Annotated in this window: 17 protein-coding genes and 1 tRNA gene; 10 read left to right on the top strand and 8 right to left on the bottom strand. The window is 69.8% G+C overall.

Going from position 1 to position 21,032, the window contains the following annotated elements; all coding sequences use genetic code 11:
* Window positions 1-51 precede the first annotated feature (51 nt).
* Both ACQEXA_RS35215 and ACQEXA_RS35210 read right to left on the bottom strand, forming a co-directional pair.
* The gene (locus ACQEXA_RS35215) at window positions 52-1,596 is read right to left on the bottom strand and encodes a beta-N-acetylhexosaminidase (protein ID WP_433132021.1); all 1,545 of its coding nucleotides are present in this window, start codon (window positions 1,594-1,596) and stop codon (window positions 52-54) included.
* A gap of 303 nt (window positions 1,597-1,899) precedes the next feature.
* Window positions 1,900-3,465 carry a fibronectin type III domain-containing protein gene (locus tag ACQEXA_RS35210; protein WP_432939187.1) on the bottom strand — a complete coding sequence of 522 codons (1,566 nt, stop codon included), beginning with the start codon at window positions 3,463-3,465 and terminating at the stop codon, window positions 1,900-1,902.
* A 166-nt stretch (window positions 3,466-3,631) separates the two neighbouring features.
* Here ACQEXA_RS35210 and ACQEXA_RS35205 point away from each other — a divergent pair, with 166 nt between their 5' ends.
* Window positions 3,632-3,889 carry a hypothetical protein gene (locus tag ACQEXA_RS35205; RefSeq protein ID WP_359391522.1) on the top strand — a complete coding sequence of 86 codons (258 nt, stop codon included), beginning with the start codon at window positions 3,632-3,634 and terminating at the stop codon, window positions 3,887-3,889.
* A 52-nt stretch (window positions 3,890-3,941) separates the two neighbouring features.
* On the top strand, window positions 3,942-5,759 hold the full coding sequence (gene glmS, locus ACQEXA_RS35200; RefSeq protein ID WP_432928070.1) for a glutamine--fructose-6-phosphate transaminase (isomerizing): 1,818 nt from the start codon (window positions 3,942-3,944) through the stop codon (window positions 5,757-5,759).
* Between the two features lie 147 nt (window positions 5,760-5,906).
* On the opposite strand, the gene ACQEXA_RS35195 is transcribed toward glmS, so the two are convergent.
* A complete protein-coding gene (locus tag ACQEXA_RS35195) occupies window positions 5,907-6,473 on the bottom strand; it encodes a GPR1/FUN34/YaaH family transporter (RefSeq protein WP_433132018.1) in 567 nt (188 codons plus the stop codon).
* Between the two features lie 265 nt (window positions 6,474-6,738).
* Window positions 6,739-7,266, bottom strand: coding sequence for a universal stress protein (locus ACQEXA_RS35190; RefSeq protein ID WP_432928072.1), 528 nt, complete (start codon window positions 7,264-7,266; stop codon window positions 6,739-6,741).
* 359 nt (window positions 7,267-7,625) lie between these two features.
* On the opposite strand from ACQEXA_RS35190, the gene ACQEXA_RS35185 reads away from it, so the two are divergent.
* The 4 genes from ACQEXA_RS35185 to ACQEXA_RS35170 all read left to right on the top strand — a co-directional run bounded on the left by ACQEXA_RS35185 (window position 7,626) and on the right by ACQEXA_RS35170 (window position 10,597).
* Window positions 7,626-7,946: a hypothetical protein gene (locus ACQEXA_RS35185; protein ID WP_359391526.1), complete on the top strand. Its 321-nt coding sequence runs from the start codon at window positions 7,626-7,628 to the stop codon at window positions 7,944-7,946.
* 375 nt (window positions 7,947-8,321) lie between these two features.
* On the top strand, window positions 8,322-9,554 hold the full coding sequence (locus tag ACQEXA_RS35180) for a helix-turn-helix domain-containing protein (protein ID WP_432928074.1): 1,233 nt from the start codon (window positions 8,322-8,324) through the stop codon (window positions 9,552-9,554).
* 241 nt (window positions 9,555-9,795) lie between these two features.
* Window positions 9,796-10,398 carry an oligoribonuclease gene (gene orn / locus ACQEXA_RS35175; protein WP_359391528.1) on the top strand — a complete coding sequence of 201 codons (603 nt, stop codon included), beginning with the start codon at window positions 9,796-9,798 and terminating at the stop codon, window positions 10,396-10,398.
* 126 nt (window positions 10,399-10,524) lie between these two features.
* Window positions 10,525-10,597: transfer RNA gene (locus ACQEXA_RS35170), tRNA-His, on the top strand.
* A gap of 309 nt (window positions 10,598-10,906) precedes the next feature.
* Here ACQEXA_RS35170 and ACQEXA_RS35165 read toward each other — a convergent pair.
* Window positions 10,907-11,962, bottom strand: coding sequence for a LacI family DNA-binding transcriptional regulator (locus tag ACQEXA_RS35165; protein ID WP_432928076.1), 1,056 nt, complete (start codon window positions 11,960-11,962; stop codon window positions 10,907-10,909).
* Between the two features lie 372 nt (window positions 11,963-12,334).
* Here ACQEXA_RS35165 and ACQEXA_RS35160 point away from each other — a divergent pair, with 372 nt between their 5' ends.
* The 4 genes from ACQEXA_RS35160 to ACQEXA_RS35145 all read left to right on the top strand — a co-directional run bounded on the left by ACQEXA_RS35160 (window position 12,335) and on the right by ACQEXA_RS35145 (window position 17,191).
* A complete protein-coding gene (locus ACQEXA_RS35160) occupies window positions 12,335-13,660 on the top strand; it encodes an ABC transporter substrate-binding protein (RefSeq protein ID WP_432928078.1) in 1,326 nt (441 codons plus the stop codon).
* Window positions 13,657-14,685, top strand: coding sequence for a carbohydrate ABC transporter permease (locus ACQEXA_RS35155; RefSeq protein ID WP_432928080.1), 1,029 nt, complete (start codon window positions 13,657-13,659; stop codon window positions 14,683-14,685). The genes ACQEXA_RS35160 and ACQEXA_RS35155 overlap by 4 nt, the downstream gene beginning before the upstream one ends.
* Window positions 14,682-15,590 (top strand): carbohydrate ABC transporter permease, encoded by a 909-nt coding sequence (locus tag ACQEXA_RS35150; RefSeq protein WP_432928082.1) that lies wholly within the window; start codon window positions 14,682-14,684, stop codon window positions 15,588-15,590. Before ACQEXA_RS35155 ends, ACQEXA_RS35150 begins: the two co-directional genes overlap by 4 nt.
* A 164-nt stretch (window positions 15,591-15,754) precedes the next feature.
* Window positions 15,755-17,191 carry a GH1 family beta-glucosidase gene (locus ACQEXA_RS35145; RefSeq protein ID WP_433132015.1) on the top strand — a complete coding sequence of 479 codons (1,437 nt, stop codon included), beginning with the start codon at window positions 15,755-15,757 and terminating at the stop codon, window positions 17,189-17,191.
* Between the two features lie 68 nt (window positions 17,192-17,259).
* On the opposite strand, the gene ACQEXA_RS35140 is transcribed toward ACQEXA_RS35145, so the two are convergent.
* From ACQEXA_RS35140 to ACQEXA_RS35130, 3 genes are all read right to left on the bottom strand, one after another.
* The gene (locus ACQEXA_RS35140; protein WP_433132013.1) at window positions 17,260-18,735 is read right to left on the bottom strand and encodes a glycoside hydrolase family 18 protein; all 1,476 of its coding nucleotides are present in this window, start codon (window positions 18,733-18,735) and stop codon (window positions 17,260-17,262) included.
* A 112-nt stretch (window positions 18,736-18,847) separates the two neighbouring features.
* Window positions 18,848-20,245, bottom strand: a complete 1,398-nt coding sequence (locus ACQEXA_RS35135) for a sensor histidine kinase (RefSeq protein ID WP_432928088.1) — start codon at window positions 20,243-20,245, stop codon at window positions 18,848-18,850.
* A complete protein-coding gene (locus tag ACQEXA_RS35130) occupies window positions 20,242-20,946 on the bottom strand; it encodes a response regulator transcription factor (protein WP_433132011.1) in 705 nt (234 codons plus the stop codon). Before ACQEXA_RS35130 ends, ACQEXA_RS35135 begins: the two co-directional genes overlap by 4 nt.
* Window positions 20,947-21,032: the final 86 nt, after the last annotated feature.

Raw genomic sequence — 21,032 nt, 5'->3', positions numbered from 1 at the left:
GGCGGGCACCCCGGTGTACGGTCCACCGGGGTGCCCGTCGTGATGCTCGGCCTACCGCGTCGGCCAGGGCACCTGCGGCGACCGGTAGTACCCGATCCCCATCGCCTCCCAGCGGGGCCCTTGCGCGGCGAGCCGCACCCGGTAGGCGTTCCAGTCGTGGGTGGAGGCGGGCGACCAGCCCAGTTCGGCCACTCCGGGCAGCCGCGGGAAGGCCATGTAGTCGATGTCGGCGTTCCGGACGATCGTCTCGGTCCACAGCGGCGCCTCGACGCCGGCGATCGCCGAGGCCGGCACGCCCGGAAGGTAGGCGCCCGGGTCCCAGTCGTAGGACCGCTGGACCTCGACCAGTCCCGCCCAGTCCTGACCGAGCGGCGTGTCCTCGGTGTACTTCATGTCGAGGTAGAACCGGTCGGCCGGGGACAGGATCAGCCCGGTGCCGTTCTGCGCGGCCTTGGCGACCTGGGCCTTCTCGGCGGCGCTGGTGTCGTCGAGTCCCCAGTACTGCGCGAGCGCGCCCTTGACCGGGTGCGCACCGGTGATCTGGTGCCAGGCGATCACGGTCTTGCCGTACTTCGCGACGATCGGCTGCACCCGGTCCATGAACTTCACATAGTCGTCGTGGCTGGTGGAGTGCGCCTCGTCGCCACCGATGTGGATATAGCGGCCCGGTGTGATCGCGGCCAGCTCGCGGATGACGTCGTCGAGGAAGCCGTACGTCACCTGCTTGGGCACGCACAGCGAACTGAAGCCGACGTCGGTGCCGGTGTAGAGCGGAGGCGCGACGCCGTCGCAGTTGAGTTCGGGGTACGAGGCGAGGGCGGCGTTGGTGTGGCCCGGCATGTCTATCTCGGGGACGACCTCCAGGTAGCGGGAGGCCGCGTAGCGCACGATCTCCTGGTACTGCGCCTTGGCGTAGTGGCCGCCCTCGCCGCCGCCCACCTCGGTCGAACCGCCGTAGGTCGCGAGGCGCGGCCAGGAGTCGACGGCGATGCGCCAGCCCTGGTCGTCGCTCAGATGCAGATGCAGGGTGTTGATCTTGTAGAGGGCCAGCTCGTCGATGTAGCGCTTGACCTGCGCGACGGTGAAGAAGTGGCGGGAGACGTCCAGCATGGCGCCGCGGTAGGCGTAGCGCGGGGAGTCCTTGATGGTCCCGCCCGCGACCGTCCAGGGCCCGGGCTGCGCGGTCTTCTTCTCGACGGACGCCGGCAGGAGCTGGCGCAGCGTCTGCACTCCGTGGAAGAGCCCGGCGGGCTTTCGGGCGGTGATCGTGACCCCGCTGGGACCGCTGTCGAGGCGGTAGCCCTCGTCGCCGAAGCGGCCGCCGTCCAGGCGGAGCCGGATGCCGCCGCTGCCGTGCGTGGTGACCGGCAGGGGATAGCCGGTCGAGGGCCGCAGGACGCCGGCGAGGTACTCGCCGACCTGACGGGCCGCGGGAGAGTCGTCGACGCGGATGTGCGTGCCGCGGGTGATCCGGTACGGGGATCCCGCGGGCTCCACCGAAGCGGGCGCCGGTATCACCCGGCCGAGAGGCTCGGCGACCGGGCCGGTGGCGGCGGGTGCCGATCCGACAGCGAGGGAGAGTCCGGCAGCCGCCATGAGCAGCAGCGTACCGAGGAGGCGGGGCGTTCTGTGGTGCGGTCTCACATGCGCTCCCTTCCACGAGCGTTCACGGGCTCGTCCGGCCCGGGACCCGATGGGTATAGACCACTCTCTCGCACAGCGGGCCGAAGCATCCCCCTCATGGCGGAAATCACCGAGAGGGAGGCAGGCGGATCGCGGCGGCGAGCGAGTGCGCCTCGGGGTGGAAGAGGAGTTCACAACGGCGAACAGGCGGCCCTCGCCCCGAAGGGAGGACCGCCTGCCGTCCGTGCGCCCTGCCGCGCGGGCGCGCGAGTGGCCTTACTTGGCCCGGCGCGCCACCGTGAAGTGGTCGACCTGCTCACCGGTCTCGGCGATGCCGCGCACCGTCAGCGTGGCGTAGCGGCCCTTGGACGCCGGGGTGACGTCGACGCGCAGGAACGAGTAGTCGAGGTAGCGCACGCGCGACCAGGCGACGGTCTCGTTCTGCTTGCCGTCCTTGACGTTGATGAAGGAGGCCACGGAGTCGACCTCGTTCTCGTGGCCCTCGTAGGACAGCGGGGCGCTGAACGCGTACAGGCTGCGGCCGGCCGCGCCCGCCGTCACGTAGACGACGCCCTCGGTGTCGGAGTACGCGGTGCCACCGATCGGGAGCTTCTTGACGACCGAGTTGCCCTTGAGGACGTCGGTGCGCTCGTACTGGTGGTTGTGGCCGTTGATGACCAGGTCCACCGTGTACTTGTCGAACAGCGGCACCCACTCCTGTCGCACGCCCCCCTCCGAGGCGTGCGCCGTGGAGGTGCAGTACGCGCAGTGGTGGAAGAAGACGACGATGAAGTCGATGTCGTCGCAGGCCCGGTACTTCTTGAGCTGGGCCTCCAGCCACTTGGTCTGGGTGCCGCCCGAGATGCCGAGGTTGGCCGGGATCTCGAAGGAGATGTCGTTGGCGTCCAGCGAGATGACCGCCGTGTTGCCGTAGACGAAGGAGTAGACGCCGGGCAGGTTCTTCTTGTCCGGCCCGTTGTCCGGCAGGGTCCAGCGGGCTTCCTCGCCGCCGTAGCCGTTGGGCGAGTACCAGGCCTCCATGTCGTGGTTGCCGTAGGCCGGCATCCACGGAACCTGCTTGGCGACGGACTCCGTCTGGTACAGGAACTGGTCCCACACACGGGAGTCGAAGCCGGTGTCGTCCTTCCGGCCCTGGCCCGCCGGGTCGCCGTAGGCGATGTCGCCGGCGTGCAGGTGGAAGGCCGGGTTCTGGCCGAGCAGCAGGCTGTTGTTGGCCAGGGCGTGGTAGCTGACGCCCTCGTCGCCGAAGGCCGTAAAGGTGAACGGCTCGGAGTGCGTGGGGGCGGTGGTGAAGGTGCCGAGGGTGCCCAGCAGGTGACGCTCGGCCGGGTCGAAGCCCGCGTGGCCGACGCCGTAGTAGTAGGTCTTGCCGGGGCGCAGGTTGGTGAGCTTGGCGTGCAGGTAGTACTGCGTGTGGTCGCCGCTGGCGCCGACGCCCGCCGGGGTGTAGAGGGTGCGGACCTCAGCGGGGATCTTGCGGGAGAGGTCCGTGGGGTGGGCGCCGACCCGGATGAACGGGTTCTTCACGGCGACCGGGACCTGCCAGGAGACAGTGATCTCGGTGCGCGGGTCGTTGCCGAACGCCAGGTGACGGCCGAAGGGGGCGACGAGCGCGCCGTCCACGGACTCGACCGCGGGGGCCGTGCTCTGGGTCGGGACGGCGGCCTGGGCCGTGGCGCCCGACACGAACGCGCCACCGGTGACGGCACCGAGGGTGACGGCGCCGCCTCTCATCATCGTGCGCCGGGAGAATCTCGCGCGCAGGTACTCGTGCTGCTCCGCGATGCTCATATCGGCCGCGAGCTTCTCAGGTACTCCCATACGAGGTATGTCCATGTGGCCAGAAGTTCCTCCACATAAGGAACGTGGCACAGGACACAGGTTAAACAGATCTCAAACAGGACCCCATAAGAGCTTCAACCGCGCCTCTGCCCGAAATCGGGCACGATTCTTGCGATTCCGACGCTCGTGCTCCAGGATCTACCGGGTGCACGACGAACTCGTTGATCATCTGGCGCGGTCCACGACCCTCAGCAGGGGCGAGGCGCTGCGCGTGGTCCAGGACGTGCTCGCCTACTTCGACGAGACGACCGAGGATTTCGTCCGCCGCCGCCACCGTGAACTGCAGGCCCAGGGCCTGGTGAACGCGACGATCTTCGAGCGGATCGAGGCGGATCTGAAGTACCGCGCGGTCGCACCGCCCGAGCTCACGCTCCGACAACTGCGCCGCATCGTCTACGGCTGAGACGCCGGGGCTACTTCATCGCAACGGGGAGAAAAGGGACTTAAGGAATCATATGTGCGGAATCGTCGGATACATCGGCAAGCGTGATGTGGCCCCGCTGCTGCTGGAGGGCCTGCAGCGGCTGGAGTACCGCGGCTACGACTCGGCCGGCATCGTCGTCACCTCGCCGAAGACCGCGGGCCTGAAGATGGTCAAGGCCAAGGGCCGGGTCCGCGACCTGGAGGCCAAGGTCCCCGCGCGCTTCAAGGGCACGACCGGTATCGCCCACACCCGCTGGGCCACCCACGGCGCCCCCTCCGACGTGAACGCCCATCCGCACCTCTCGGCCGACCACAAGGTCGCCGTCGTCCACAACGGCATCATCGACAACGCTTCCGAGCTGAGGCGGAAGCTCGAGGCGGACGGCGTCGAGTTCCTCTCCGAGACCGACACCGAGGTCCTCACCCACCTGATCGCGCACTCCCAGGCCGACACCCTGGAGGAGAAGGTCCGCCAGGCGCTGCGGGTCGTCGAGGGCACCTACGGCATCGCCGTCATGCACGCCGACTTCCCGGACCGCATCGTGGTGGCCCGCAACGGCTCCCCGGTCGTCCTCGGCATCGGCGAGAAGGAGATGTTCGTCGCCTCCGACGTCGCCGCGCTGGTCGCCCACACCCGCCAGATAGTCACCCTGGACGACGGCGAGATGGCCACTCTCAAGGCCGACGACTTCCGCACGTACACCACCGAGGGCACCCGCACGACCGCCGAGCCGACCACCGTGGAGTGGGAGGCCGAGTCGTACGACATGGGCGGCCACGACACGTACATGCACAAGGAGATCCACGAGCAGGCCGAGGCCGTGGACCGGGTGCTGCGCGGCCGCATCGACGACCGGTTCTCCACCGTGCACCTGGGCGGCCTGAACCTGGACGCCCGCGAGGCCCGGCAGATCCGCCGTGTGAAGATCCTCGGCTGCGGCACCTCATACCACGCGGGCATGATCGGCGCCCAGATGATCGAGGAGCTGGCCCGCATCCCGGCGGACGCCGAGCCGGCCTCGGAGTTCCGGTACCGCAACGCGGTCGTCGACCCCGACACGCTGTACGTGGCGGTCTCGCAGTCCGGCGAGACCTACGACGTGCTGGCCGCCGTCCAGGAGCTCAAGCGCAAGGGCGCGCGGGTGCTGGGCATCGTCAACGTGGTCGGCTCCGCGATCGCGCGTGAGGCGGACGGCGGTATGTACGTCCACGCGGGACCCGAGGTGTGCGTGGTGTCCACCAAGTGCTTCACCAACACCACGGTCGCCTTCGCGCTGCTCGCGCTGCACCTCGGCCGCACGCGCGACCTCTCGGTGCGCGACGGCAAGCGGATCATCGAGGGCCTGCGCAGGCTGCCCGAGCAGATCACCGAGATCCTGAAGCAGGAGGAGGAGATCAAGGCGCTGGCCGAGCAGTTCACCAACGCCCGGTCGATGCTCTTCATCGGACGTGTGCGCGGCTACCCGGTGGCCCGCGAGGCCTCGCTGAAGCTGAAGGAGGTCTCGTACATCCACGCCGAGGCCTACCCCGCCTCCGAGCTGAAGCACGGCCCGCTGGCACTGATCGAGCCGGCCCTCCCCACGGTCGCGATCGTGCCGGACGACGACCTGCTGGAGAAGAACCGCGCGGCCATGGAGGAGATCAAGGCCCGCAGCGGCCCGATCCTCGCGGTCGCCCACCAGGAGCAGGAGAAGGCGGACCACACCATCGTGGTCCCGAAGAACGAGGACGAGCTGGACCCGATCCTGATGGGTATTCCGCTGCAGCTCCTCGCCTACCACACGGCGCTGGCGCTGGGCCGGGACATCGACAAGCCGCGCAACCTGGCCAAGTCGGTGACGGTGGAGTAGCAACCCGCCTACGCGGGCCCGGACATGAACGACCCCCTGTGTGCCACCAGCACAGGGGGTCGCTCTTTTCAGGGGCCGGGGCTGCCCTTCCCCGAGTTCACGGCTCCGTTCGAACTGGGGGACCCTCATCCCCGGCCGGGCGCTGCGTCAGCCGGCGGCCGTCACCCCCCGACCCCCAGCACGTCGCGGAAGGGCCGTCGGCCACTTGGCCAGTACGGCCGTCGCCGCATACCAGGCGACCAGGCCCGCGGCGACCGCGAACCAGCCGGCGACCTTGCCCAGTGAGTCGTTGCCCGCGAAGCGCGCGATGGCGAGCAGCAGCATGGAGACGAAGAGCAGCCCGTAGGTCCCCTGGTCGAGGACTCCGCCGGTGGCTCCGAGCGCGAGGCTGAGCGCGACGAGGGCGAACAGCAGGAGGAAGAGTCCTGCCGCGTTGTCCGACATTTGGTTGCCGGCCGTGACGGCCCAGGTGAACCACAGGGCGCCGAGCGCCGAGAAGGCCGTACCCGTGGCGGTGTCGCGGTCGCGGAAAGCGAGGAGGCCGACGAGGAACAGGGCCACGCCGCCGACATAGTGGGCAAGTGACACGGCGTCGGCCGTCGTCACGCCGTCGATCACCTTGGTGGATCCGAGACCGAACGCCAGCAGCGTGATGCCCAGCGCAAGCCGGCCGACGGTTGAGGTGGTGCTTCCCGCAGAGACGTCATTGTCCACGGCGGGCTCCCTTCTGTCCTGCATGTAGGGCTGTGCGGTGACCGATATATTCCCTTCACAAGGACACAAACACCTCTACGCGCGAGTAGCTTTGTCCGGTCACGCAAGGGAGTTGGCGGTACCCACGGGGCATCTCACCTGGGCCAACGTCGAGTTGCGGAATGACAACAGCCCGGTTGCGATACCACGCCCGACAGCAGGCGCCCGGCAGTCGCACAGCGCGATGCACCGGCGGCAGAAACGGGCCCGCACCGGCGCCGAAGGCTCAGGGGATGACGATCACGGGCCGCTGGGCGCGCTTGGCCAGACGCCCGGCCACCGAGCCGAAGATGCGGCCGACGATGCCGTGGGTGGAGCCGACGACGATCGCGTCCGCCTCGTACTCCCGCCCCACCTCTTCGAGTTCATGGCAGATGTCGCCGCCGCGCTCGACCAGGATCCAGGGGACCTCGGCCAAGTGCTCCGCACAGGCGAGCTCGAGCCCGAGAACCTCTGTACGGTGGTCCGGCACGTCGACGAAGACCGGTGGCTCACAGCCGGCCCACACCGTGGTGGGCAGCCGGTTGGCGACATGAACGATGATCAGGCCCGAGCCGGAGCGATAGGCCATACCGATCGCGTACGCCAGCGCACGCTCGCTCGAGGTCGAGCCGTCGAAGCCGACCACCACGCCGTGCTTGAAAGCGGGGTCGCAGGATGAGCGTGTCTCTTCCGCCGCCAAGGGCTCGGCCGCCGTGGGATCGGCGACGGGGCGCTTGCGGTCCGCGGGATCCAAGAATTCGTGACCGGCCATGAGTGTCTCGGCGTTGTGATCCTCGTGGGTGGGACGACAGTGTGCGGCGGAGCTGTGTCCGGGAATCATCTTCCCAACCCCATACCCCCAAGGGTACGGCGGCACGCCTCCTTAGCCCAGATCCCGCGCAACCGCACGGGTTCCAGGGAGCATGCACGAGGGGGCACCTGTAACGCAATGGTTGCTGCCCCGTACAGGCGGTTTGCACGGGGTTCACCCAGGAATCAGGAAGGACCACGCGCCGGCGGCTCCCCGGGGCCGTGCGCCGGAGCGCGGACCCGTGCGCCGCTCCACCCGCGAGTGACCCACCGCTCGAACGGCCGTTGAATCCGGTGACCCACCGCCGTAGGGAGCACGCCGTGTCCCAAACCCGCACCGCCCCCCAGAAGCACCCCGAGCCGGACACTACGGGCGACGTGGTCCGCTGGGCGGCCTTCTGCTGTGTCCTGGTACCCGTGGTCCTGGTCTGGTACGGCATCTCACCGGCCGCCGCGATCAGCGCCGCACTCGGTCTGGTGACCGTCACCGCCGCGTGCCGCGCGCTGCTGCGGCAGTCCGAACGGGGCGCGGCGCAACTGCGGGCCGAGGAGAGCACCCCGCACCGGGTATGCCACGGGAGGACCGGAACGGGGGCGCACAGGGGCGGACGGCACACCGGGGGAAACACTCCGGTCGACTGACCGGTTTCCGCGCACGCGCCCGCTTCTTTTCAGCCAACTTCTCGGCCCGCCGCATACCTGGGCCCCAGGACCCCCCACCCCCCGTTCGACCTGCGCCGAAAGGGTCCCGGAGGGCGCGCGCACCCTATGGGGATTGGCCACTGGGACGAGGCGCACTTCCCTGCACGGCTCGCGAGTGCAACGCTTCGTGATCGAATGCTTCACGCCAAGTTGCCATGTCGACAATGTGCCGGATGGTGAACTGGTTCACGTCGGCACCGGGGGACCCAGTAGATTCGATCATGACTGACGGCGGGGGACTCGTGCAGGACCAAGGGGAAACGTGCAGGAGCGACACAACCGAGGAGCCGCGACCACTGAGGGGGGCTTAGCAGGATGAGCCACGACTCCACTGCCGCGCAGGACGCCGCGGCCCGGAAGCTGTCCGGGCGACGGCGCAAGGAGATCGTTACGGTGCTGCTGTTCAGCGGCGGCCCCATCTTCGAGAGCTCCATACCGCTTTCGGTGTTCGGGATTGACCGCCAGGACGCCGGAGTGCCGCGCTACCGATTGCTGGTGGCTGCCGGCGAAGAAGGCCCGCTGCGGACCACAGGGGGCCTGGAACTGACCGCGCCGTACGGCCTCGAGGCGATCTCGCGGGCCGGCACCGTCGTTGTGCCGGCCTGGCGGTCCATCACCTCGCCGCCGCCGGAGGAGGCGCTCGACGCACTGCGCCGGGCGCACGAAGAAGGTGCCCGCATCGTCGGGCTGTGCACCGGGGCCTTCGTACTGGCCGCCGCCGGACTGCTGGACGGCCGGCCGGCCACCACGCACTGGATGTACGCGCCGACACTGGCCAAACGCTATCCATCAGTGCACGTCGATCCACGCGAGTTGTTCGTGGACGACGGGGACGTGCTGACGTCGGCGGGTACGGCGGCCGGTATCGACCTCTGCCTCCATATCGTGCGCACGGACCACGGCAACGAGGCCGCCGGCGCGCTCGCCCGGCGTCTGGTGGTCCCACCGCGCCGCAGCGGCGGTCAGGAGCGCTACCTCGACAGGTCTTTACCGGAGGAGATCGGCGCCGACCCGCTCGCGGAGGTCGTCGCCTGGGCGCTGGAACACCTCCACGAGCAGTTCGACGTGGAGACACTCGCCGCGCGCGCGTACATGAGCCGGCGGACCTTCGACCGGCGCTTCCGCTCGCTCACCGGGAGTGCGCCGCTGCAGTGGCTGATCACCCAGCGGGTGCTCCAGGCGCAGCGGCTGCTGGAGACCTCCGACTATTCGGTCGACGAGGTCGCCGGGCGCTGCGGCTTCCGCTCCCCGGTGGCGCTGCGCGGGCACTTCCGGCGGCAGCTCGGCTCGTCGCCGGCCGCGTACCGGGCCGCGTACCGGGCGCGCCGTCCGCAGGGTGAGCGCCCCGGGGGCACCGACATTCCCGTGGGTCCGCCGGTACCGCAGGTTCCGCAGGAGGCGGCGCCGTTGCCGATGCAGACCCGCCGCACGGCCGCCGCCAGCTCCCTGGGCCCCGCGGCGTCCCTGTCCACGGACCACGGCAGGCACGTCCCCGAGCTGTACGCGGCGAGGGGCCCGAGCCTGCCCGGACAGCGCAGCGCGCACTAGCACCGCGGCACCGCAGCGGGCGGGACCCGTGGTGCGTACGAGGTCGTACGCACCACGGCTCCCGCCTGTCCGCAGTCCTGGGGCCGGCCCGCGCATGCCCGTGACGCGTCCGCGTGAGCCGGTCCCGCGCACGTCTCCTGCTTCCGGGGGTGCTTCCGGAGGTCTTCTCGTCCCCCGGGCCGTCCCTCCGTGCACGCACGGGCAGGTCCGTCCGGCCCGGCCGGGCCATAAGGTGGGACACATGAACGATCGCATGGTGTGGATCGACTGCGAGATGACCGGACTCTCGCTGTCCGACGACGCGCTCATCGAGGTGGCCGCGCTGGTCACCGACTCAGAGCTGAACGTACTCGGCGAGGGGGTGGACATCGTGATCCGGCCGCCGGACGCGGCGCTGGAGACGATGCCGGAGGTGGTGCGTCAGATGCACACCTCCTCGGGGCTGCTCAACGAGCTGGCGGGGGGCACGACGCTCGCCGACGCCGAGGAGCAGGTCCTCGCGTACGTACGGGAGCACGTCAAAGAACCCGGCAAGGCCCCGCTGTGCGGCAACTCCGTCGGCACCGACCGCGGCTTCCTGTCCCGCGACATGCCGACGCTGGAGGACTACCTCCACTACCGGATCGTGGACGTCAGCTCGATCAAGGAGCTCGCCCGGCGCTGGTATCCGCGGGCGTACTTCAACAGCCCCGAGAAGAACGGCAACCACCGGGCGCTGGCCGACATCCGGGAATCCATCGCGGAGTTGCGCTACTACCGGGAGGCGATCTTCGTGCCGCAGCCGGGCCCCGACTCGGACACGGCACGCACGATCGCGGCCCGGCACGTGGTGCCCGCGAAGTAGCCGCTCGCCGAGGCCCTGACGAGACCCTGACGGACCTCGAAGAAACGCTGGCGCGAGCACCCCTTCGGACCCTGTACACTTTTTCTCGGCCGATGCGGAAAGCCACTTGGATAACCGCCGGTCATGGTGGGTGTAGCTCAGCTGGTAGAGCACCTGGTTGTGGTCCAGGATGTCGCGGGTTCGAGTCCCGTCACTCACCCTGTGAAGTCAGCCGGTGACCCGGAGAAACGGGTCACCGGCTGATCTCGTTTCAGGACTCGCGGCTCTGCGGGCCGTCCTCCGCCCACGGCCCGGCAGCGGGCACGTGGGCGAACGTGCACTCAACCCCAGGGACAGCCGGGCGGCCGGCCCCGGCGGCATGCGGACTACCGGCTCCCCTCGATCCCCTCCCCGGCACACGGCCCAGCGCTCCGCACCGGAACACTGTGGCGCGGAGCACATCGGAGACATCCGTCACCATCGACCCGAATCCGGCACGCCCCGGGTCCGTCCGGGTCCGTCCACCGCCTCAGGAGGAGCCCCGCTCCACCAGTTCCGCCGGCAGGACCACCTGGCGGCGGTCCAGGGTCCGGGAGCCCGCCGGGCGTTGGTCCGCGATCTCGTCGAGCAGCAGGTCGATCATCGCGCGGCCCATCTTCTCGATCGGCTGGCGCACGCTGGTCAGGGGCGGGTCCATGTGGCGGGCGATCGCCGAGTCGTCGTAGCCGACCAGCGCCACGTCACCGGGTATGCGGCGGCCCGCCTCACGCAGTACCTGTCGCGCGCCCGCGGCCATCACGTCCGACCCCGCGAACACCGCGTCCAGACCTGGGCGGCGGGCCAGCAGCTCCGCCATGGCCCGGCGGCCGCCCTCCTCCGTGAAGTCACCGGGGACGATCAGCTTCTCGTCCACCTCGCGGCCGGCGTCCCGCAGCGCGTCCCGGTAGCCGTCGACACGCCGCTGGGCACCGTACACGTCGAGCCGGCCCGTGATCGTCGCGATCTGCGCGCGGCCCCGGGCGATCAGGTGCTCGACCGCCGAGCGGCCGCCGCCGTAGTTGTCCGAGTCCACCGACGGCAGCGCCTCGCCCGCCGAACGGGGACCGCTGATCACCGCCGGGATCTCCAGCTGGGCCAGCAGATCGGGCAGGGGGTCGTCCGCGTGCACCGAGACCAGCAGCACACCGTCCACCCGGTGCGCCGCCAGGTACTGGGCCAGGCTTCGGCGCTCCCGGTCGTTGCCCGCGAAGATCAGCAGCAGCTGCATCTCCGTGTCCGACAGCTCGGCCCCCACACCCTTGAGCATGTCCGAGAAGTACGGTTCCGCGAAGAAGCGGGTCTCCGGTTCGGGGACGACCAGGGCGATGGCGTCCGTGCGGTTGGCGGCCAGTGCGCGGGCCGCGGTGTTCGGTACATAACCGAGCTCCGCGACCGCCGCCTCGACGGCCGCGCGCGTCGCATCGCTCACCCGGGGCGAGCCGTTGATCACCCGGGAGACCGTGCCGCGGCCGACGCCGGCGCGTGCGGCCACCTCTTCGAGGGTGGGTCGACCGCCACTGCGGCCCCGCGCTCCGTGGCTTACCATTGGCCCCGCCTCCCGCCGTCGAACCCACGTTGGCCTGGAATCTAACAGTCGCCGCAGTCCAGGTGACCGTCACCGGGCGCCGACGTCATCGACCCCCGGATCCGGCCCGGACCGTGCGGGCCCTGGCCCGTTCCCATCCGCTCCCGCCCGGTCCAGTTAACAGCCCGATAACCGAACGCATCTGTGCGTGTCCGCTCCCTTGACACCCTCGCGGGAACCGACGACTCTTCAACTCATCACCTGTGGGAGCGCTCCCACGGTACCTGACACATACACATCCCGCACGTTCCCCGCCCGAGCCGCAGCGAGCACGACGGGCCCAACCAATGCAGTTGGCCGGGGGGTCGGCACGTCAGGCAACAGGAGGACGCAATGCGCACGAGTACTCGCCGGTCCCACGGGCTGGTGGCCCTCGCGGCCGTCGCCGCGCTGACGACGGGGCTGCTGGCCGGCTGCGCCAAAGACTCGGACGACAACTCGTCAAACTCGAACGGCGGTGGCGGTGGCAAGGGCAAGACCACGCTGACCGTGGGCACCTTCGGCGTCTTCGGCTACAAGCAGGCCGGACTCTACGACGAGTACATGAAGCTCCACCCGGACATCACCATCAAGGAGAACGTCACCACCCGCACCGACGTGTACTGGCCCAAGGTGCTCACCCGCCTGCAGGCCGGTTCCGGCACGGACGACATCCAGGCCATCGAGGTCGGCAACATCACCGAGGCCGTGCAGACGCAGGCCGCCAAGTTCGTCGACCTCGGCAAGGACGTCGACAAGTCCCAGTGGCTGGACTGGAAGGTGGCGCAGGCCACCACCAAGGACGGCAAGACGATCGGGCTCGGCACCGACATCGGCCCGATGGCCATCTGCTACCGCAAGGACCTCTTCCAGAAGGCCGGTCTCGAGACGGACCGCGCCAAGCTCGCCGAGTCCTGGAAGGGCGACTGGTCGAAGTACGTCGGCGTCGGCAAGGAGTACATGAAGAAGGCGCCGAAGGGCACCAAGTTCGTGGACTCCGCGGCCTCCGTCTACAACGCGGCCCTCGGCGGCGCCGAGCAGCGGTACTACGACAACGACGACAATGTCGTCTGGGACAAGTCCGACGGTGTGAAGAAGTCCTGGGACGTCGCCATGCAGGTGGCGACCAGCAACATGTCGGCGAAGCTGAAGCAGTTCGACCCGACCTGGGACCAGGGCTTCGCCAACGGCACCTTCGCGACGGTGGCCTGCCCGGCATGGATGCTCGGTTACATCGAGCAGAAGTCCGGTGACTCCGGCAAGGGCAAGTGGGACGTCGCGGCGGCCCCGACCGCGTCCAACTGGGGCGGCTCCTTCCTCGGCGTGCCGACGGCGAGCAAGCACCAGAAGGAGGCCATCGACCTGGCGAAGTGGCTGACCGCGCCCGAGCAGCAGGCCAAGGTCTTCGCCAAGCAGGCCAGCTTCCCCTCGACGCCGTCCGCGTACGCGAGCCTGCAGCCGCAGGCCGACACGACGACGTACTTCTCCAACGCGCCGATCACCCAGATCTTCTCGGACTCGGCGAAGACCATTCCGACGCAGTACTTCGGCATCAAGGACCAGCCGATCAACTCCGCGCTCACCGACGTCGGCATCCTCCAGGTCGAGCAGAAGGGCAAGTCCCCCGCTCAGGGCTGGGACGCGGCCGGCAAGGAGATCAAGGACGTGCTCGGCCAGTGACCAGCTCCAAAGAGGCTCTCGCGCACTCCGCGTCGAGCGCCGAGACCGCGCCCGGCAAGCAGCCGGGCGCGGTCGGGGGCGCTCACGGTCGCGGCAGGCCGGCGACGGGCACAGACTCCTGGCGCAGCCGGCTGTACCGCTGGGACATGAAGGCGTCTCCGTATGTGTTCATCGCCCCCTTCTTCATCGTCTTCGGGGCCTTCTCGCTGGTCCCGCTGCTCTACACGGCCTGGTACTCGCTGCACAACGTGCAGCTCTCGGCCCTGGACCATCAGACCTGGACGGGTCTGGACAACTACAAGAACCTGTTCTCCTCCGAGTTCTTCTGGAACGCCCTGGGGAACACCTTCACCATCGGTGTGATCTCGACGGTGCCGCAGCTCCTCGCGGCGCTGTGGCTCGCGCATCTGCTCAACTACCGGCTGCGCGGCTCGACCGTCTGGCGGGTCGTGATGCTCACCCCGTACGCCACCTCGGTGGCGGCGGCGACGCTGGTCTTCACGCTGCTGTACTCCTGGGACGGCGGCATGATCAACTGGCTGCTCCACTTCGTCGGGGTCGACCCCGTCAACTGGCGGGAGTCCGACTGGGGTTCGCAGTTCGCCGTCTCCTCGATCGTGATCTGGCGGTGGACCGGCTACAACGCGCTGATCTACCTCGCGGCGATGCAGGCGATCCCCAGCGACCTGTACGAGTCGGCCGCCCTCGACGGTGCGAACCGCTGGAAGCAGTTCCGCCATGTGACGGTCCCGATGCTGCGGCCCACGATCCTGTTCACGGTGATCGTCTCGACGATCGGCGCGACGCAGCTCTTCGGTGAACCCCTGCTGTTCGGCGGGGTCAGCGGATCCAAGGGCGGCTCGGAGCACCAGTACCAGACGCTCGGCCTGTACATGTACGACCAGGGCTGGATCATCGGCAACCTCGGCAAGGCATCCGCGATCGCCTGGTCGATGTTCCTGATCCTGCTGGTGGTGGCCGTGATCAACATGCTGCTCACTCGACGGCTGAGGAAGTCCCAATGACCACTACCGACCTGACCCTGCCTCAGGCGGGGACGAAGGCCAAGGGCGAGCGGACCCCCCGGCGCCGCAGGGTGATGGGCGCGGGCAAGCAGCTGGACGCGGGGCCCGTCACCTATGTCGTGCTGACCGTTTTCGCGCTGGTCTCGCTGGCTCCACTGGTGTGGACGGCGGTCGCGGCCTCCCGCAACGACCGGCGGCTCGCCGAGACGCCGCCTCCGCTGTGGTTCGGCGGGAACCTGTTCAAGAACCTGCAGGCGGCCTGGGAACAGGCCGGGCTCGGCACGGCGATGTTCAACTCCACGCTGGTCGCGACCACCATCACGGTCAGCACGGTCCTGTTCTCCACGCTCGCCGGATTCGCCTTCGCCAAACTGCGGTTCCGGTTCTCCAGCGTGCTGCTGCTGCTGACCATCGGCACCATGATGATCCCGCCGCAGCTGGCCGTCGTACCGCTGTACCTGTGGATGTCGGACCTGGGCTGGTCCAACCAGCTGCAGACCGTCATCCTGCCGACGCTGGTCACCGCCTTCGGCACGTTCTTCATGCGGCAGTACCTGGTGCAGGCACTGCCCACCGAACTGATCGAGGCGGCGCGGGTGGACGGCGCGAGCAGTCTGCGCGTCGTGTGGCACGTGGTCTTCCCCGCGGCGCGGCCGGCGATGGCCGTGCTCGGCCTGCTGACCTTTGTGTTCGCCTGGAACGACTTCCTGTGGCCGATCATCGCGCTGAACCAGCAGAACCCGACCGTGCAGGTGGCGCTCAACTCGCTCGGCACCGGATATGTCCCCGACCAGGCGGTGATCATGGCGGGTGCGCTGCTCGGCACACTGCCGCTGCTGATCGCCTTCTTGCTGTTCGGCAAGCAGATCGTCGGCGGGATCATGCAGGGCGCGATCAAGGGCTGACCCTCCGCCACGCTCGGCAGCCTCGCGCGGGAGGGGTCCCGCAACGGACCCCCGGCGCCACCGCCCTTGCGTCATCGGGGGCCGGGTCATCGCCGCCCCGGCCCCCTCGTCCCCTCTTTCCCCTACCTCCGTCGGTCTCGACGACCATCTATGGGAGCGCTTCCATGCCTGAATCCGCACTGCCGGTGACCCCGGTGACCTTTCCTCCCGCCTTCCTCTGGGGCGCCGCGACCTCCGCGTACCAGATCGAGGGAGCGGTGCGGGAGGACGGCCGCACCCCCTCGATCTGGGACACCTTCAGCCACACGCCGGGCAGGACGGCCGGCGGCGAGACCGGTGACATCGCTGTCGACCACTACCACCGCTACCGCGAGGACGTCGCGCTGATGGCCGAGCTGGGCCTGAGCGCGTACCGCTTCTCGATCTCGTGGTCGCGCGTGCAACCGACGGGCCGAGGGCCCGCGGTCCAGCGCGGGCTGGACTTCTACCGCCGCCTGGTGGACGAACTGCTCGCCCACGGCATCAAGCCGGCGATCACCCTCTACCACTGGGATCTGCCGCAGGAGCTGGAGGACGCGGGCGGCTGGCCCGAGCGGGACACCGCGTACCGCTTCGCCGAGTACGCCGGCATCGTGGGCGAAGCCCTGGGCGACCGGGTGGAACAGTGGATCACCCTGAACGAGCCCTGGTGCAGCGCGTTCCTGGGGTACGGCTCCGGCGTGCACGCCCCGGGCCGTACGGACGCGGCGGCGGCGCTGCGCGCGGCCCATCATCTGAACCTGGCCCACGGCCTCGGCACCTCCGCACTCCAGTCGGTGATGCCGTCCCGCAACACGGTGGCGGTGAGTCTCAACTCATGCCCGGTACGGCCGGTGTCGCAGGACCCGGCGGACCTGGCGGCGCGGCAGAAGATCGACGATCTGGCGAACGGCGTCTTCCACGGCCCGATGCTGCACGGGGCCTACCCGGAGACCCTGTTCACCGCGACGGCTGCCATCACGGACTGGTCGTACGTCCTCGACGGCGACCTGGCGACCATCGACCAGCCGCTGGACGCACTGGGTCTCAACTACTACACGCCGACGCTCGTGTCGGCGGCTTCGGAGACGGCCGGCAGCGGTTCGCGGTCGGACGGCCACGGCGCGAGCGCCTACTCGCCCTGGCCGGGCGCGGACGACGTGACCTTCCACCAGACTCCCGGCGAGCGCACCGAGATGGGCTGGACGATCGACCCGACCGGCCTGCACGAGCTGATCATGCGGTACTCGCGGGAAGCGCCGGGGCTTCCGCTGTACGTGACGGAGAACGGCGCCGCGTACGACGACAAGCCCGACCCGGAGGGCCGCGTCCATGACCCCGAGCGGACCGCGTACCTGCACAGTCACCTGTCGGCGGTCCACCGGGCCATCACGGACGGCGCGGACGTCCGCGGCTACTACCTCTGGTCCCTCATGGACAACTTCGAGTGGGCCTACGGCTACGAGAAGCGGTTCGGGGCGGTGTACGTGGACTACGCGACGCTGGCCCGCACGCCGAAGTCCAGCGCGCACTGGTACTCCCGGGCGGCCCGGACCGGGGCGCTGCCGCCGCTGGAGGACTGACCACCCGGGGGCGCGACACGAGAGGGAGGTGCCGCGCCCCCGGGGGCTCGACCGCGCCGGGCAGAGCCCTACTTGAAGGCGCCGAACGCCTTCGAGAAGGCGAACCTGTCCTGGACGACCGAGCTGCAGGTCGCGTCCGCCGTGGGCTTGGCACCGCCGTCGCACTGCTTGTCGCGCGTGGCCGACCACATCGACAGCCAGCCAAGGCCCTTCGACTTGGCGAAGTCCACCAGCTGGGTAGCGTCGTCGACCTTGAAGATCTCGGACGACACGTCGTTGACGCCGATCATTGGGGTGACCGCGACCGTCTTCCAGGCCGCGCTGTCGGACAGGCCCAGCACGCTCTTGATCTGGGCCTGGGTGGCGGTGGCGGCCTGCTCCGCGTAGGTGCCCATGTCACCGCTGTACGAGGCGCCGTAATCCATCGCCATGATGTTGACGGCGGACATCCGCACACCGTTGGCCTTGGCGTCGGCCAGGAGGTTCACACCGTCCTGGGTCAGGCCCTCCGGCATGACGGGGAGCGTGAACGACACGTCCAGGCCCGGGTGTTGCTGCTGGAGCTTGGCGATGGCCTGGGCGCGGCGGGTGTTCGCGGCCGTGTTCGGCAGCGCGCCGCCCTCCACGTCGAAGTCGACCTTGGTGAGCTTGTAGGCGTCCACGGCCTTCCCGTAGGCCGCGGCCAGTGCGTCCGCCGAGGAGCAGGCCGTGGCCAGTTCCGAACCGGAGGCGCCGCCGAAGGAGACGCGGACGTCGCCGCCCTTGGCCCGCAGGGCGCCGATCTGCGCGGCCACGGCGTCGCTGCCGATGGCGGTGACACCGCCCCACTTGGGCGTGCAGCCGCCGCCGTCGGTGACGAAGGCGAGGTTGTAGTCCTTGACCCCGGTCGCGTCCGCTGAGGCGATCAGGTCGAAGGCCGGGTAGAGGGACGTGTCGACGTACGGGGCGAAGCGCGCGCTCGTGGCCGTGCCGGAGCCGGAGGTCTGGGAGGCGGTCGGCGAGGGAGTGGGGGTCGCCGTGGCGGTCGGCTTCGTGGTCGTGCTCGGCGGCGGAGTCGGAGTCGCCGTGGGGGTCGCGGACGTGGTGGGGCGGCCGCTCGGCTCCGGCGTCGCGCCGTCGTCGGCGGAGCACTTCGCGCCGTCTATGAGACAGCCGCCCGGATCGCCGGAGCCGGTCACGACGAAGCCGACGGTCACGGATTCGCCTGCCGCCAGCCCGTCCTTGTCCCAGGACGGCGGCTTCACGGTGATGTGCTGTCCGCTCACCGTCGATGTGCCGTTCCACAGGGAGCTGATCTTGACACCGGACGGCAGGTCGAACTGCAGCATCCAGTCCCCCTTGGTCTGGCCGCTGTCGTTCGAGACGACGTACTGCGCGGTGTAGCCCGTCGACCAGTCACTGGTCTTCGTGTACACGGCTCCGACGCCCGCGGCGTGCGCGGTGCCGGTGATCAGGAGCGCTCCGCCGCCCACGACGGAGGCGGCGACGACACCGCCGATCGCCTTGCTTCTGCCGCTGATCCTGCGCCGGTGCGTGCTGCTCATCGCGTGCCTGCCTTCGCTGCTCACGGGGGGTGGGGGTGCGGCAGCACGCTAGCGATCCGGAATCGGGCCAATCGGATTGATCTGGACCGGAGTTGAGGATCTTAGGGTGCGCTTAAGGAAGGGATCGGGGACGGTTAAAGGGAGAGACCGATCTGCCGGACCGCCGACGCCGTACCCGGTGCCCCCGGCGCACCGGGGCCCGCCCGTCGAGCTGGAACCAGATGCGCACCTCCGTGCCGCCCAGCACCGAGGAGCCGATCCGCACGTCCCCGCCGGTCGACTCCGCGAGCCGGCGCACGATGTCCAGGCCGAGGCCCGTCGAGCCGTCGCTGCCCGAACCGCGTCCCCGGGCCATGGCCGTCTCCGGGTCGAGGATCCCGGGACCCGCGTCGGAGACCAGCACGATGACCGCGTCCTCGCCGTTGTGGACGTCGACCGCGAAGGCCGTGCCCTCCGGGGTGTGCCGGAAGACGTTCCCGAGCAGCGCGTCGAGCGCGGCGGCGAGGTCGGCGCGGGCCACGGGTATGCGTACCGGCCGGTCGGCTCCGGCCACCCGCCACTTGCGCCTCTCGTCCTCGGCGAGCGCCGACCAGAACTCCATCCGCTCCCGCACGACCTCGGCCGCGTCGCACCCGGCGCCCGGTCCTGCCGCCACGGTCTGCGGCTTGGCCTCGCGCGCCGTACGGATGATCGTGTCGACCTCACGCTCCAGTTGCGCCACCGCGGCGCGTGTCTGCTCGGCGGCCGGTCCGTCGCCGAGGGAGGCGGTGTTCAGCCGCAGCACGGTCAGTGGGGTACGCAGCCGATGGGACAGATCGGCGGCCAGTTCGCGTTCGTTCGCCAGGAGTTGCACCACCTGGTCGGCCATCGAGTTGAACGCGACCGCCGCCAGGCGCAGTTCGGTCGGGCCCTCCTCGGGTACCCGTGCGCCGAGCTTCCCCTCCCCCAGGTCGTGCGCGCCCTCGGCCAGACGCTGGGCGGGCTGCACCATCCGCACGCCGAGCCGGTCCGCGACCGCCACCGAGCCGATGATCAGTGCGACACCGACCGCGGCGAGCACCGCCCAGGCCGTGCCGACGCCGTTCGTCACCTCGGACTCGGGGACGTACACCTCGACCACGGCGATGCCACCGGAGCTGAGGGCGGTGGGCTGGAGCAGCGCCGAGCCGCCGGGCACCTCGGTGGTGGAGGCCCGGCCCAGTCTGCGGGTGGCCGCGATGTCCTCGGCCGGGGCACGCCGGCGGCCGATGTCCAGCGCCTTGGTGCTGCCGGCCGCGGGGATGTGCACAGCCATCCCGTCGTCGGAGCCCGCCGAGGCCACCACCCGCTCCAGCTGGTCGCGTTCGGTGGTGATGGACAGGGCGGGCGCGATCGCGGCGGCCTCGCGCTCCGCGTTCGAGAAGGCGCGGTCGCGCGCCATCTCCTTGACGACGAGGCCGAGCGGTACCGCGAAGGCGACCACGACCATGGCGGTCACCGCCAGGCAGACCTTGACCAGCGCCCATCTCATGTCAACGGCTCCGCCCTCGGTGGTTCCAGCTTCACGCCGACACCCCGCAGCGTGTGCAGATAGCGTGGCTTGGCCGCCGTCTCGCCCAGCTTCCGCCTGAGCCAGGACAGATGGACGTCGATGGTCTGGTCGTCCCCGTAGGACTGCTGCCACACCTCGGCGAGCAGTTCCCTGCGGGGCACCACGACACCGGGCCGGCCGGCGAGGAAGGCGAGCAGGTCAAACTCACGGCGGGTCAGATCCAGTCGGTGCCCGTCCAGTTCGGCGAGCCGGCGCAGGAGGTCGATCGCGAGGCCGCCGACGCGGATGACCGCCGGGGGCGCGGCTCCGACGGCGGCCGCACGGGCCCGGCGCAGCACCGCCGCGATCCGTGCCGACAGGTGCTCGACCGAGAACGGCTTGGTCAGATAGTCGTCCGCGCCCGCGTTCAGCAGGCGGACGACCTCTGCCTCGTCGTCGCGTGCGGTGGCGATGATCACCGGTACGTCGGTGATGCCGCGCAGCATCTTCAGCGCCTCGGATCCGTCGAGATCGGGCAGTCCGAGGTCGAGGATCACGAGGTCGAAGGGAAAGTGGGCGACCTCGCGCAGTGCCTCCAGTGCGGTGCCGACGCTGCGCACGGTGTGCCCGGCCTCTGTCAGGTGCCTGATGAGGGCCGAGCGTACGAACTGGTCGTCCTCGACCACGAGCACACTTGCCATGGGCGGCACCGTACGCCATACGGGGAAGTGCTTCCGGGGGCTGTGGACAACTCCCCGTGCGATAGCGCGAGAAGCGGAACTGTGTG

The organism is Streptomyces sp. CA-106110, assembly GCF_050936285.1.
GTDB lineage: Bacteria > Actinomycetota > Actinomycetes > Streptomycetales > Streptomycetaceae > Streptomyces.
This window is presented reverse-complemented; position numbering and strand designations above follow the sequence as displayed.

What these genes read in the sequence shown, in the direction of transcription:
- ACQEXA_RS35130 (WP_433132011.1), bottom strand. Translation starts at nt 20,946, where the DNA reads ATGGCAAGTGTGCTCGTGGTCGAGGACGACCAGTTCGTACGCTCGGCC.
- ACQEXA_RS35135 (WP_432928088.1), bottom strand. Translation starts at nt 20,245, where the DNA reads ATGAGATGGGCGCTGGTCAAGGTCTGCCTGGCGGTGACCGCCATGGTC.
- ACQEXA_RS35215 (WP_433132021.1), bottom strand. Translation starts at nt 1,596, where the DNA reads ATGGCGGCTGCCGGACTCTCCCTCGCTGTCGGATCGGCACCCGCCGCC.
- ACQEXA_RS35160 (WP_432928078.1), top strand. Translation starts at nt 12,335, where the DNA reads ATGCGCACGAGTACTCGCCGGTCCCACGGGCTGGTGGCCCTCGCGGCC.
- ACQEXA_RS35210 (WP_432939187.1), bottom strand. Translation starts at nt 3,465, where the DNA reads ATGGGAGTACCTGAGAAGCTCGCGGCCGATATGAGCATCGCGGAGCAG.
- glmS (WP_432928070.1), top strand. Translation starts at nt 3,942, where the DNA reads ATGTGCGGAATCGTCGGATACATCGGCAAGCGTGATGTGGCCCCGCTG.
- ACQEXA_RS35190 (WP_432928072.1), bottom strand. Translation starts at nt 7,266, where the DNA reads ATGGCCGGTCACGAATTCTTGGATCCCGCGGACCGCAAGCGCCCCGTC.
- orn (WP_359391528.1), top strand. Translation starts at nt 9,796, where the DNA reads ATGAACGATCGCATGGTGTGGATCGACTGCGAGATGACCGGACTCTCG.
- ACQEXA_RS35150 (WP_432928082.1), top strand. Translation starts at nt 14,682, where the DNA reads ATGACCACTACCGACCTGACCCTGCCTCAGGCGGGGACGAAGGCCAAG.
- ACQEXA_RS35180 (WP_432928074.1), top strand. Translation starts at nt 8,322, where the DNA reads ATGAGCCACGACTCCACTGCCGCGCAGGACGCCGCGGCCCGGAAGCTG.
- ACQEXA_RS35165 (WP_432928076.1), bottom strand. Translation starts at nt 11,962, where the DNA reads ATGGTAAGCCACGGAGCGCGGGGCCGCAGTGGCGGTCGACCCACCCTC.
- ACQEXA_RS35140 (WP_433132013.1), bottom strand. Translation starts at nt 18,735, where the DNA reads ATGAGCAGCACGCACCGGCGCAGGATCAGCGGCAGAAGCAAGGCGATC.
- ACQEXA_RS35145 (WP_433132015.1), top strand. Translation starts at nt 15,755, where the DNA reads ATGCCTGAATCCGCACTGCCGGTGACCCCGGTGACCTTTCCTCCCGCC.